The following is a 13,034-nucleotide window of genomic DNA, read 5'->3' as shown; positions in this document are numbered from 1 at the left end:
ATGAAGGCTATCTATTGGTTAAAACCAGGACTACAAATAAAAAGATGGATTGTATTAGGTTTGATAGGTGTGCTGTTAGTAGCTTTTTCTCTTTCTTACTTTTTTGCTGCTATTGCTATTAAAGTACATAGTGGTTTGCGGTTTTTTATAGGACTGGTAGGATTTTTTTTGGTTTATCGTGCATTTTATTGTGGTCTAAAATCAATGTTTGAGGATATTCATAGCATCAATAGCAATTTATCCAAAGTCAAAATGAATAAAAAAATTTACGATAAAAAACTTTTATCCAGGGGACCCAGGATTGTTGTAATAGGAGGAGGTACAGGGTTATCCATACTGCTTCGTGGTCTAAAATTATTTACTTCCAATATTACAGCTGTTGTAACAGTGGCAGATGATGGAGGAGGCTCTGGAAAACTGCGGGAGGATTTGGGTATGCTCCCCCCAGGAGATATACGAAACTGCATTTTAGCTTTGGCAGAGATGGAACCAACGATGGAGCAACTTCTTCAGTATCGATTTCAAGAAGGCGCTTTAAAAGGACAAAGTTTTGGAAATTTATTAATTGCCTCTATGAATGGAATCAGCAGTAATTTTGAAGAAGCCATTAAAAAGATTAGTGAAGTATTGGCGGTGACAGGTAAGGTCTACCCTGTTACTTTAGAAAATATTATTTTATACGGCGTGCTAAAGAATGGAAAGGTAATTAAAGGAGAATCTAATATCCCTGAAAAAAGTATAGAAGAAAACAGTGGGGTTGATAGGGTTTTTATAAAGCCGAAAGAGGCAGAAGGTCTAAAGGAAGTGGTAGAAGCTATTGCCATAGCAGATATTATCGTATTAGGGCCTGGGAGCCTTTATACCAGCATTTTACCTAATTTATTAGTGAAAAATATTACTGAAGCTATATCGAAATCTAAGAATAGAACGGTATATATCTCTAACATGATGACACAGCCGGGAGAGACAGATGGCTACTCTGTTGGGAACCATGTAGATGCAATTTTAGAGCATTGTCCTAAATTGAAAATAGATTATGTAATAGCAAATAATGGTGAAATTTTTGAAGGTGCTTACTATAAATATCAGCAGGAGGGGGCCAATATAGTAAAAGTAACAGAAAAGGATAGAGAAAATTTAAAAAATAAAGGGATAAAATTTATTGAAGAAAATCTTGTGGAGATTAAAAAGGATTATGTACGGCATAATGCTACACAACTGTCTAAAATTATTGTTGATTTAGCCAGCGGTAAAGAAAAAAGAAATTGGGGAACTTGGAAAAACTATAGATAGAAAGAATAATCTGCCTCAATGTTTTTAAAAGACAAATTATCCTAGAAGAAGGGAGGTTTGTCTTTTGTTGTTTCATGAGTTTCTCATTGAAATAAATAATTGAATATGGTAATTTATTATTATAATATTTCACAAAAAATTATTAAATAATAGACATAATAGAGGACTTCATAATAGATCAATGGTCATAAAGATTAAAGGAGTTGAAGTTGTGAGAGAGGAAATCAGCGCTGGTGGTGTGGTGATCTTTGGTAATGCTATATTGTTATTAAAAAAATATAACGGAGATTGGGTGTTGCCAAAGGGAAAGGTGGAGTGTTTTGAGACAATTCAAGAAGCAGCTGTGCGGGAGGTACACGAGGAAGCATCCGTAAAAGTAGAGGTATTGAAGTATTTAGGAGAAATTCATTATACATTTAAAAATAGCTGGGAGGATAATGATCTTATCAATAAAACAGTTCACTGGTTTTTGATGCAGGCAAAGCACATTCACTGTATTCCTCTTAAGGAAGAGGGGTTTATTGATGCAAAATTTATTCATATTAACCGGGCTCCAGATTTAGCAAAGTATGATGATGAAAAAGAAATCATCCAAAAGGCTATCCGTGAAATTAAGAAGACCTCACAAAGAAAGTGAGGTCTTATCCATAGGTAAATTATTTTGATTGAAAAGTTGTGCAAAGTGCTTCATTAGAAGAGTTAGCCATATCTGTATTACCTTTTGCATTTACCTCTAATTTGGGAGCAAAACAATAATCTGTTTCGTTAAATCTACAATTATGCACATGGCACATTACTTCCATTTTGGGATGCTGTTTCATTTGCCAATACACCTCCAGAAATAATATAAATTACTCATTACTATTTTGTACAGTTATTTTAAAATTATAATACTTAATTTTGGAAATACTAAATAATAAGATAAAAGGTTGTGATACGATGTCATTTTCAGCAAATACAAAATCAGAGCTAGCGAGAATTTTTCCTGAGGAACACTGTTGTAAATTAGCAGAGTTAGCAGCTTTAATTAGGATGAGCGGAACTTTACAATTGACAGGTCTAAAAAAAATTAATCTAAGAATCAATACAGAAAATCCATCAACCGCTAGAAAGATATTTAAATATATAAAAAAACTATTTGAAATACACACAGAAGTGATGATTAGGCGAAATTCACGCCTTAAGAAAAATAACTACTATATGATGATGATTAGCCATGCTATGGGAAGTGTAGCTATTTTAAAAAAAGTAGGTATATTAAAGGAGGACAATCGTTCCTTTGATATCACCTATGAAGTACCTATGGAGCTTTTAACAAAACCTTGTTGCAAAAGGGCTTATTTAAGGGGGGCTTTTTTAGGAGGAGGTTCTATCAGCGCACCAGAAAAAACCTATCACTTAGAGTTTGTTACCAATAGCCTGCAGCATAGCGAAAATCTTAAGGATTTAATTAATGAATTTAATTTAAATGCTAAAACAGTAGAACGAAAAGGAAGCTATGTAGTTTATATTAAAGAAGGTGATCAGGTGGTGGATGTTTTAAATATAATAGGAGCGCATAAGGCCCTCTTGGATTTAGAGAACATTAGGATTTACAAACAAATGAGGAATGATATCAATAGAATTGTCAATTGTGAAACTGCTAACCTAAGTAAAACTGTCAATGCTTCTATGAGACAAATTGAGAATATCGAATATATAAGAGACACGATAGGCATTCATGGATTACCGGAAGGCTTAAGAGAAATTGCTGAATTGCGTTTAAATTACCAAGAGGCCAGTCTAAAAGAACTAGGACAGATGGTTAACCCTGCTATTGGAAAGTCTGGGGTGAACCACCGACTTAGAAAAATTGAAGAAATTGCCAAAAGATTACAAATGAAAAAACAGTGACCTTTTCCCAGCAAACTAGAAGATCGGAGAGTCAGGTGGCGTAGTGCCTTAATCCAATAAAATATTTGATAAAAACAAAATAGGAAAATAGTACTAAATCACAAAAAAAATTCTTACTAATATTACACAATTAGTAGGAATTTTCTTTTTTTTGTAGAAAGTAATCTAAATAAAGTAATTGGATAAATTTAACTACGAAGAAAGGGGTAAGGCTGTGATTAGACTAGATACTTCTGCAGCAGCACCTGGCATGACTTTAGCGAAATCAGTCTATACGAAAGAGGGAAGGTTGTTAATAGATAAAGGAATAGAATTAAAGGAGTTTTATATAGAAAAACTTAAAAAGTATAATATAGATCATCTTTATATAAACTGGAACAAAGAGATTACCCCAGAAATACAAAAGATTATTACGATAGAAACAAAAGGAGCCGTCTTAGCAGCAATAAAAGATACAATGATGAATATCCACATAAAAAAAGAAATAGATATGCAAAAACTACTAACTGTGGTTACTCAGATGATTGAAGAATTGATGAATCAAGGGAGTATTCTTTTAAATTTAACAGATATAAGAAGTATTGATGAATATACTTTTGGTCACTGTGTGAATGTATGTGTGCTATCCTTAATGATGGGGATAGCTTTAAGTTATAAAAAAGAAGACCTACAGACTTTAGGCATGGGAGCTTTATTACATGATATAGGAAAAATAGGAGTAAAAAATGAGATTTTAACAAAGCCTGATGTTTTAACAACCGTAGAATATGAAGAAATAAAAAAGCACACATCTTTTGGCTATGGGTTAGTAAAACATATGAAGGAAGTTAAACAAGAAATCTCATGGGTTATTCGGGATCATCATGAACGCTATGATGGGAGAGGATATCCCAATGGACTTTTTGGAAAACAAATACACGAATTTCCGCGAATTGTAGCCATCTGTGATGTGTATGATGCATTAACCTCTAATAGAGTTTACAGAAAGGGCATACCTCCCCATGATGCTATTGAATACTTAATCACTATGGGAAATCATCAATTTGACTATGATTTAGTAAAAATATTTTTAAAGTATATTTCTATTTATCCTGTAGGAACTTTCGTAAAGTTGCAATCTGGCGAAGAAGGCGTTGTAATAAACACCTACGAAGATTGGCCTACAAGACCCGTAATAAGAGTAGTGAAGGATGCTTCTGGTAATTTAATAAAACTTACGAAAAATATTGACTTAACGAAACAATTAAATAATGGTATTGTGGATATACTAAAAGCAGTATAAGGAATCATGTCTGACAATTGTCAGGCTTTTTTTTATGTAAAATTACAAAAATTAGACGTTATAGCGACGAAAGATCAATATAATTTTAATTAAGGAGAAAATAATAGCTAGAAGGAGTGTGTTGATATGATTACGAATAGGAATATATTTGATGCAATGACCATCAAACTAGATAATACTTTGCCAGAATATCCTAAATTTGTAGAGGGTATTCGTCGGGCGCCTGATAGAGGCTTTAAACTTACAGCAACACAGACTGAAATAGCTTTAAAAAATGCCCTTCGTTATGTTCCTGAAGAGCTACACGAAGTGCTGGCACCAGAGTTCTTAGAGGAATTGATGACACAAGGAAGGATCTATGGTTATCGCTATAGGCCTCAGGGAAATATAAAAGCAAAGGCTATTGATAAATACCAAGGGAATTGTATCGAAGGAAAAGCTTTTCAAGTAATGATGGATAATAACCTAGACTTTGATATTGCCCTTTACCCCTATGAATTAGTGACCTATGGAGAGACGGGGAAGGTATGTCAAAATTGGATGCAGTATCAATTGATTAAAAAATATCTTCAGGTGATGACCAATGAACAAACATTAGTGATTGAATCCGGGCACCCACTAGGACTATTTAAATCAAAGGTAGATGCGCCAAGAGTCATTATTACCAATGCTTTGATGGTGGGTATGTTTGATAATTTAAAAGACTGGGATATTGCAGAACAAATGGGTGTTGCTAACTATGGTCAAATGACAGCTGGAGGATGGATGTATATAGGGCCTCAGGGAATTGTTCATGGCACTTTCAACACCTTACTAAATGCTGGCAGGCTTAAATTAGGTTTAAGGCAAGATGAGGATTTAAGAGGAGTGTTGTTTGTAACATCTGGTCTTGGTGGTATGAGTGGTGCACAGCCTAAAGCTGTAGAAATTGCTAATGGTGTAGGCATTATTGCTGAAGTAGATTATTCTAGGATTCAGACTAGATATGAACAAGGTTGGGTAAGGGAGGTTTCAGCAGACTTAAAAGAGGTATTTGATATTGCCAGGAAATATATAGAGAAAAGGGAGGCAATTTCTATCGCCTACCATGGAAATATCGTTGACTTATTACAATATGCTGTAGACAACCAAATAAAAATTGACTTACTTTCTGACCAAACCTCCTGTCATGCGGTTTATGAAGGAGGCTATTGTCCAAAAGGCTTAAGCTTTGATGAAAGAACAGCTATGCTAAAGAGGGATAGGGAAAAATTCAAACAATTGGTAGACAAAACCTTAAAAGAACACTTTTACTTAATTAAAACATTGGTGGAAAGAGGCACCTATTTCTTTGATTATGGCAATGCTTTTATGAAGTCTGTCTATGATGCAGGTGTAAAGGAAATTTCTAAAAATGGCAGAGATGAAAAGGAAGGCTTTATCTTCCCTTCTTATGTAGAGGATATCATGGGACCTGAGCTGTTTGATTATGGCTATGGACCCTTTAGATGGGTCTGCTTAAGCGGGAAACATGAGGATTTGATGAAAACGGATAAAGCTGCTATGGACCTAATTGATCCTAATAGAAGGGGACAAGATAGAGATAATTATGTATGGATTCGGGATGCGGAAAAAAACAAAATGGTGGTTGGAACCCAGGCAAGAATCTTATACCAGGATGCTATGGGCAGAACAAGAATTGCTCTGAAATTTAATGATATGGTAAGAAATGGTGAGGTAGGACCCATCATGCTAGGAAGAGATCACCATGATGTAAGTGGCACGGATTCTCCCTTTAGAGAAACCTCCAACATCAAAGATGGCAGCAATGTTATGGCAGACATGGCTACCCAATGTTTTGCAGGAAATGCAGCTAGAGGCATGAGCTTGGTTGCTCTTCATAATGGAGGCGGTGTAGGAATTGGAAAGTCTATCAATGGCGGATTTGGTATGGTACTAGATGGCAGTGATAGGGTAGATGCTATATTAAAATCTGCAATGCCTTGGGATGTGATGGGTGGGGTTGCAAGAAGAGCATGGGCTAGAAATGAAAATTCTATTACAACCAGTATAGAATACAATCAAGAAAATGCTGCAACGGATCACATAACTTTGCCCTTTATTCCTAAAGAAGATTTGGTAAAGGGTTTAGTGGAAAAGGCTTTTAAAAATAAAACAACCATGTAATGAGAGGTGGAAATTCTATCATGAGTCAAAAGAAAAAAATTGTTCAATGTGTACCGAATTTTAGTGAAGGTAGAGATTTAGAAAAAATAGAGAAAATTGTTCATGTCTTTAGAGGAAAAGAGGGAGTAAAGTTACTGGACTATAGCAGGGATGAAGATCATAATAGAGCAGTAGTAACTGTAGTGGGAGAACCTGAAGCATTAAAAAAGGCAGTAGTAGAAGCCATAGGTAAGGCGATAGATGTGATCGATATGAACAAGCATCAAGGGCAGCATCCTAGAATGGGTGCAGTAGATGTTGTTCCCTTTATCCCTATTAAAAATATAAGCATGACAGAGGCAGTGGAACTGGCAAAAGAAGTGGCAAAGGAAGTCTCTGAAAAGTATGACCTCCCCATCTATTTATATGAAAAAGCTGCTTCAACACCTGAAAGAGAAAACCTAGCGCAAGTTAGAAAAGGCCAGTTTGAAGGTATGGCAGAAAAGGTAAAACAGCCAGATTGGCATCCTGATTTTGGGTCAAAGGAAATTCATCCTACTGCTGGTGTTACTGCTATAGGGGCAAGGATGCCTTTAGTAGCCTATAACGTAAATTTAGATACAAATAAATTAGAAATTGCTGATAAAATTGCAAAGAATGTAAGGCATATGAGTGGTGGTTTTAGGTACTGTAAAGGAATCGGTGTAGAGTTAAAGGATCGAGGAATTGTCCAGGTTTCTATGAATATGACGGATTACACCAAAACCGCCTTATATAGAGCCTTTGAATTGATTAGAATAGAAGCGAAGAGATATGGTGTCAATGTAGTGGGAAGTGAAATTATTGGTTCAGTTCCCATGGAAGCACTTATAGATACAGCTGCTTACTATTTGGGTTTAGAAGATTTTTCTATGGAGCAGGTGTTGGAAGCTAGATTGATGGAGTGATGATGATGAAAAAAGGAAATTTATTGATTAAAAATGCTGCGGAGCTTGTGACCTGCAGTGGTTTTGAAGCAAAAAAAGGAAAAGCAATGTCTGATCTTCATATGATTTTTGATGGGGCTGTTGTTGTCGAAGAGGGAATGATCAAAGCAGTTGGAAAAACAGAAGAAATCCTTGGGCAATACCCTGAAGAAAACTATGAAGTCATCGATGCTAGCGGTAAGGCAGTACTGCCGGGTTTTGTTGATTCCCATACCCACTTTCTCTTTGGTGGCTATAGGGCAGAGGAATTTTCTTGGAGACTTCGTGGAGATAGTTATATGGAGATTATGGAGCGTGGTGGAGGCATCCTCAGCAGCGTAAAGGCTACAAAGGCAGCTACAAGGGAGGAACTATTTACAAGCGCTATGAAGCGGCTGGACAGTATGCTGTCTTTTGGGGTAACTACAGTGGAGGGTAAAAGTGGTTACGGCCTAGACTATGCTACAGAAATAAAACAGCTGGAGGTTATGAAGGAAGTAAACGCTGCACATCCTATTGATGTGGTGAGTACCTTTTTAGGTGCCCATGCAGTTCCTAAAGAATATAAAGGAAAAGAAGATGATCTCATAGATTTTTTTATTGAAAAAGTGATGCCGGAGGTAGCCGAAAGAAGACTAGCAGAATTCTGTGATATTTTTTGTGAGAAAAACGTGTTTTCTATAGAGCAATCTAGGAGACTGTTGACAAAAGCAAAAGAAATGGGCTTTAAGATAAAGCTCCATGCGGATGAAATTGTATCATTAGGAGGAGCAGAATTGGCGGCAGAGCTAGGTGCTATTTCTGCAGATCATCTGTTGCAGGCTTCTGATAAAGGAATAGAAGATATGGCAAAGACTGGCGTCATAGCTACATTATTGCCTGGAACTGCCTTTAGTTTAAAAGAGAAATTTGCCAGGGGTAGATATATGATTGATCAAAATTGCGCCGTAGCTTTAGCAACCGATTTAAACCCAGGTAGCTGTTTCACCGAGTCTATTCCGCTGATTTTTGCCTTAGCTACATTATATATGGGAATTACAACAGAAGAGGCAATCACTGCCTTAACCATCAATGGTGCAGCTGCAGTGGATAAAGCAGATAAAGTTGGTAGCATAGATGTAGGAAAGCAGGGGGATTTGATTCTTCTAGAGTTTCCCTCCTATAAATATATACCTTATCATATTGGTGTAAGTACAGTAGAAAAGGTAATTAAAGATGGCATTGTTGTTTTTCATAAGATATAAAGTTTTTGAAAGGGGAGAAAAAAATGTTAACGGATTTAACCGTAAAGGATTTTTTGCAAAAAACCGCCTCCAATGATCCAGTACCAGGAGGAGGAAGTGTGGCGGCTTTGAGTGCTGCTACGGCTGCCGCTTTAACAGAAATGGTGGCAAACTTAACCATAGGAAGAAAAAAATATGTAGAAGTAGAAGAAGAAATGAAAGAAGTGGTAAAAAATGTTCTTCAGGTTAGAAAGGAACTTATACAGGACATTGATAGGGATTCAGATGCTTATAATGAAGTAATGGCTGCCTTTAAACTCCCTAAAGAAACGGAGGAAGAGGTCCGCAGCAGAAAAGCTGCTATTGAAGAAGCAACGAAAAAAGCAGCTTTAGTACCGTTATCGGTAGCACAAAAAGCATTTGTGATGATGGAGGCTGTTGAAAAGGTAGTTACAAAAGGTAATCAAAACGCTGTTACCGATGGGGCTGTGGCAGCAATGATGACAAGAACTGCTGTGCTTTCAGCTCTATATAATGTAAAAATTAATCTAGGATCTATTCAAGATACTGGATTTGTAGAGGAAGTTTCTTTAAAGGTGAGGGAAATAGAAACAAAGATAGAAGCATTAGAAAAAAATATTTTAGCACATGTAAATTTATAGAGCAATTTAAGGGAAAATATGACAGAGGCAAATCTTTGTCATATTTTTTTTTATCCATTATAATAAAAGTAGCCTGGATAAAGAAAAAAGTAATATTAGTTTTTAAAATTTATTATAGATGCGCGCTTCTAAAGTTAAATTTTGATATACACGGTCTACGGTTTCGCCCCAAAACCTTGGGCTGCAAATGTAGCCCTTAATATATTAAAATTTAAGGGGGCGCATCTATAATATAGAACTTTAAAAATCTTATAGATGAAGGTGGAAGAAGGATGGATTGTATTTACTTGCAACTTTTTAATACCCCTGCTATTTTTAAGAACAATACAAGAATTTTCTTACCCTTTAAAAAAGCAGAAGCTTTGTTTTACTACTTAGTTGTACATCAACGGGCCACACGGGAGGAACTGGTGCATCTTTTGTGGGGCGAAATAGACGAGGAGACGGCTAAGAAAAATTTAAGGAATGCAATGTATAAGATTAGGAAGGCTTTTGACTTAAATATTGTTATTTCTCCCCAAAGGGCGATTGTTATGATAAATCCTGACATAAAAATAGAAAGCGATTTAGAAATATTTATTACAGGTAGAGATAAGGGGATAGGGGTTTATACTGGTGAATTTCTCCAAGGCTTCCATGTGAGGGATGGGGGAGCCTTTGAGAACTGGATGTCTACAACAAGGGAATATTATAGAGAGATGTATATCGCAAGACTTCAGGAAAAACTACATCGGTTTTTAGATAAAAAAGATGAAAAAATGGTGGAATATTATGCTAAGCTATTGATTCAGGTGGATCCTTTTGATGAAAAAACCTATCGCATATTGATGAGGCTTTATAGTGACCAAGGTGCTTATAGTAAAGCAATAGATCTTTATAGTCGACTACAACAAGTATTACAACAGGAACTGGGAATTACACCAGATAGAAGAACAAAAGAACTACTGAAAGATATTTTTCCCAATAGAGGGGATAAGGAAACAAAGAATAAAGAAAAACCGCAAGAGTTTTTTTATGGAAGAAAAAAAGAGGTGAAAAGATTAGAAAATAACTATAGAAGTTTTATCAAGGAAGGTTGTTACAGTTCGTGTTTTATCGTAGGGGAAGCAGGAATTGGAAAAACCACATTAAAAAATCAGCTCTTAAAAATCGTGGCAAAAGAGGAACTATATCTATTAGAAACCAATTGCTATCAAGCAGAGGAAAAGTATTTCTTGAAACCTTGGAATGCTATCTTTTCTTTGCTGTCAGAAAAAATTTTAAAAGATAACATAGAACTTCCTCCCCTTTGGAAGGATATTCTTATTTCTGTCTTTCCTGGATTTGCAACCGAAGGGACTGCATCTACTATAAACTTCCTAGAGGAAGGAAGTCTTTTTAACTATAGAGTTGTGGAAGATGCTGTACTGGGGCTTTTTAAAAGAATTAGTAGTAGAAGAAAAATAATCGTTGTTTTTGAAGATCTGCAATGGATAGATAGTATGAGTTTATCCCTTTTGAGTAGCCTTTTGCAACAGGATCAAGGAAAAAACCTGTTGTTTGTAGGGACTTGTAGAGATGGATATGATAAAAGAATCGATAAATTTATGGTAAAAATAAGAAAATACCACCCTATGGAAGAAATACCGATAGGAAGATTTACCTTCCAAGAAGTAGGCGATTTTATACATAAAACATTACCTGATCTTTCAATGAAGGGTAATTTAGTAGAAGAAATATATGAGGAAACAGAGGGAAATACTTTTTTTATCATAGAATATCTCCAATCTCTTAGAAAAAATAATGATTTTGAGAAAATTACCCCTAAAATGCAAGATATTTTAAAAAGCAGATTTTTAGAGGTTTCTGAGGAGGGGAAAAAGGTATTAAATATTATTTCTCTTTTTTTTGATAAGGTTTCACTAGAACTACTAACGACGTTAATGAATAAAGATGAACTGCAAGTGATGCAGATGATAGAAGAGCTGCAAAACAAAAACATTGTAAAGGCATTAGAGAAAGGGCATGAAATCACTTTTCAATTTACCCACCTTAAATTAAGGGAATTCATCTATTTCCAGCAATCTTCAGCTATGAGGAAGGTGCTACATAATAAAGTAGGGAATATACTGGAAAGTCAGTTAAGACATAATAAAGTAGACGTACTAAATTATTCTAGACTGATTTATCACTTTTCCCATGCTGGTAATCAGTTCAAAACCTTAAAGTATAGTATAAAAAATATTAATGCCCACTTAGATTTTAGTTATGAAGTATTCCCTACATCCAATGAGGTAAATGAACAAAAAAAAGAGGGATTTTTTGGCACAGAAAAAGAGCTGCTTCAATCTCTTAAGGCGATGGAGGAGGAGTTAGAAGAAATAAAGAAGTATCATTTTTCTTGGGAGGAAATGGTAAAGCTACAGATAGAATTTTTGTACATAAGAGGTAGATATGCCATAAGAGAAGGTGCCTACAAGGAGGCGATTGTTTATATACAGCAAATGATAGAAGCATCAAAAACAATCAAAGCCCATGCGTATTGTTTAAAGGGTTATAAGCAGATGATCTATTATTGCATACAAGCTCATAAAGTAGAAGAAATGACCTTCTATGTAGAAGAGGCTTTACTATTGGCAAGGACCTGCAGAGAGCAAAAGGAAATAGGGATTGCCTTAAGGTTAAAGGGATTAAATAAAATCATGATGGGAAGGTATGTAGAAGCAGAAGAGGTGTTAAAGGCCTCTATAAAAATATTTGATGAAATTACCAAAATTGATAATAAATATATCATCAATATTGCAGCGGCTTACAACTATATGGGGGAGATAAGAAGATATACAATGAAATTTTCCAGTGCTTTAAATTACTATGATAAAGCGATAGCTATTTGTGAAGAAAACAAAGTCCTCAAGGGATTAACCCAATTCAACACCAATGCAGGACAAGCTGCTTTAGAAATGGGAGATTATCAAAGGGCAAAGGAATATTTGCAAAGAGCTATTTCTTTATATCAGCAAATAGAGGTGTTTTGGGGACGTTCTATCGCTGAAGGATATATGGCATTATTATTGGTTTCAGAAGGCAGATATAAAGAGGCGTTGGCTTATCTAAAAACAGCTGAGGTTTATGCTGAAAAGCTGAAAAGTCCCTATGAACTGGGGATACTATACAGAGTGAAGACAGAAATAAAAGCAAAATTTGGAAAAAACAGCACGTTGAAAGAGATATTTGATGATTATTTAAGCTTGAATATAGAGGAATATTGCAAAAGAGGAATAGCTTTATTGGGAGAAGTAAAGACTAGCTACGAAAAAGAGATTCTGAAGGTTTTTATAAAGGATGCTAAGTAGAAAAGATAAAAGTAATCTTATGTTTATCCTTCGGTGCATTGCTAAAGCCCCCACCTCTAAGCGTTAGCGCAGGTGGGATTTTTAAATCAGGTGGAGTAGACGCTCCACCTGATTCCCTGATGTTTTAGCTTGCTGGAACGAGTTCACTTAACAAAAATATTTTGAAAATTATAAAAAACCCTTTGCAGAGATATTGACAGGATAGAAATGTCTGCTATAATTATAAGTATATACAAATA

At 35.5% G+C, this 13,034-nt stretch carries 10 protein-coding genes; 9 read left to right on the top strand and 1 reads right to left on the bottom strand.

From position 1 onward, the window contains the following. Both BJL90_RS01710 and BJL90_RS01705 read left to right on the top strand, forming a co-directional pair. Positions 1-1,293 carry a gluconeogenesis factor YvcK family protein gene (locus BJL90_RS01710; protein ID WP_070963734.1) on the top strand — a complete coding sequence of 431 codons (1,293 nt, stop codon included), beginning with the start codon at positions 1-3 and terminating at the stop codon, positions 1,291-1,293. Positions 1,294-1,504: 211 nt separating this feature from the next. Further along, positions 1,505-1,930, top strand: coding sequence for an NUDIX hydrolase (locus tag BJL90_RS01705; protein WP_070963732.1), 426 nt, complete (start codon positions 1,505-1,507; stop codon positions 1,928-1,930). A gap of 19 nt (positions 1,931-1,949) precedes the next feature. Here the strand turns inward: BJL90_RS01705 and BJL90_RS01700 are convergent, their stop codons facing one another. Then, positions 1,950-2,114 carry a DUF1540 domain-containing protein gene (locus tag BJL90_RS01700; RefSeq protein WP_070963730.1) on the bottom strand — a complete coding sequence of 55 codons (165 nt, stop codon included), beginning with the start codon at positions 2,112-2,114 and terminating at the stop codon, positions 1,950-1,952. A 118-nt stretch (positions 2,115-2,232) separates the two neighbouring features. Between BJL90_RS01700 and whiA the strand changes: the two genes are divergently transcribed. The 7 genes from whiA to BJL90_RS01665 all read left to right on the top strand — a co-directional run bounded on the left by whiA (position 2,233) and on the right by BJL90_RS01665 (position 12,795). Continuing rightward, complete coding sequence (gene whiA, locus BJL90_RS01695) at positions 2,233-3,186, top strand: DNA-binding protein WhiA (RefSeq protein WP_070963728.1); 954 nt, start codon at positions 2,233-2,235, stop codon at positions 3,184-3,186. A gap of 214 nt (positions 3,187-3,400) precedes the next feature. Continuing rightward, positions 3,401-4,468: an HD-GYP domain-containing protein gene (locus BJL90_RS01690; protein WP_081562177.1), complete on the top strand. Its 1,068-nt coding sequence runs from the start codon at positions 3,401-3,403 to the stop codon at positions 4,466-4,468. 126 nt (positions 4,469-4,594) lie between these two features. Next, a complete protein-coding gene (locus BJL90_RS01685) occupies positions 4,595-6,634 on the top strand; it encodes a urocanate hydratase (RefSeq protein ID WP_070963726.1) in 2,040 nt (679 codons plus the stop codon). A 20-nt stretch (positions 6,635-6,654) separates the two neighbouring features. Continuing rightward, positions 6,655-7,560 carry a glutamate formimidoyltransferase gene (gene ftcD, locus BJL90_RS01680; protein WP_070963724.1) on the top strand — a complete coding sequence of 302 codons (906 nt, stop codon included), beginning with the start codon at positions 6,655-6,657 and terminating at the stop codon, positions 7,558-7,560. Then, on the top strand, positions 7,560-8,822 hold the full coding sequence (hutI, locus tag BJL90_RS01675) for an imidazolonepropionase (RefSeq protein WP_335617816.1): 1,263 nt from the start codon (positions 7,560-7,562) through the stop codon (positions 8,820-8,822). The genes ftcD and hutI overlap by 1 nt, the downstream gene beginning before the upstream one ends. A 23-nt stretch (positions 8,823-8,845) precedes the next feature. Next, a complete protein-coding gene (locus BJL90_RS01670) occupies positions 8,846-9,463 on the top strand; it encodes a cyclodeaminase/cyclohydrolase family protein (protein WP_070963720.1) in 618 nt (205 codons plus the stop codon). Positions 9,464-9,735: 272 nt separating this feature from the next. After that, positions 9,736-12,795 carry an AAA family ATPase gene (locus BJL90_RS01665; RefSeq protein ID WP_070963718.1) on the top strand — a complete coding sequence of 1,020 codons (3,060 nt, stop codon included), beginning with the start codon at positions 9,736-9,738 and terminating at the stop codon, positions 12,793-12,795. Positions 12,796-13,034: the final 239 nt, after the last annotated feature.

The organism is Clostridium formicaceticum, from assembly GCF_001854185.1.
GTDB lineage: Bacteria > Bacillota > Clostridia > Peptostreptococcales > Natronincolaceae > Andreesenella > Andreesenella formicacetica.
Note: the sequence above shows the minus strand (reverse complement) of the source record. Positions and strands in the feature narration are given on the sequence as shown.

What these genes read in the sequence shown, in the direction of transcription:
- BJL90_RS01710 (WP_070963734.1), top strand. Translation starts at nt 1, where the DNA reads ATGAAGGCTATCTATTGGTTAAAACCAGGACTACAAATAAAAAGATGG.
- BJL90_RS01700 (WP_070963730.1), bottom strand. Translation starts at nt 2,114, where the DNA reads ATGAAACAGCATCCCAAAATGGAAGTAATGTGCCATGTGCATAATTGT.
- whiA (WP_070963728.1), top strand. Translation starts at nt 2,233, where the DNA reads ATGTCATTTTCAGCAAATACAAAATCAGAGCTAGCGAGAATTTTTCCT.
- hutI (WP_335617816.1), top strand. Translation starts at nt 7,560, where the DNA reads ATGATGATGAAAAAAGGAAATTTATTGATTAAAAATGCTGCGGAGCTT.
- BJL90_RS01685 (WP_070963726.1), top strand. Translation starts at nt 4,595, where the DNA reads ATGATTACGAATAGGAATATATTTGATGCAATGACCATCAAACTAGAT.
- BJL90_RS01665 (WP_070963718.1), top strand. Translation starts at nt 9,736, where the DNA reads ATGGATTGTATTTACTTGCAACTTTTTAATACCCCTGCTATTTTTAAG.
- ftcD (WP_070963724.1), top strand. Translation starts at nt 6,655, where the DNA reads ATGAGTCAAAAGAAAAAAATTGTTCAATGTGTACCGAATTTTAGTGAA.
- BJL90_RS01670 (WP_070963720.1), top strand. Translation starts at nt 8,846, where the DNA reads ATGTTAACGGATTTAACCGTAAAGGATTTTTTGCAAAAAACCGCCTCC.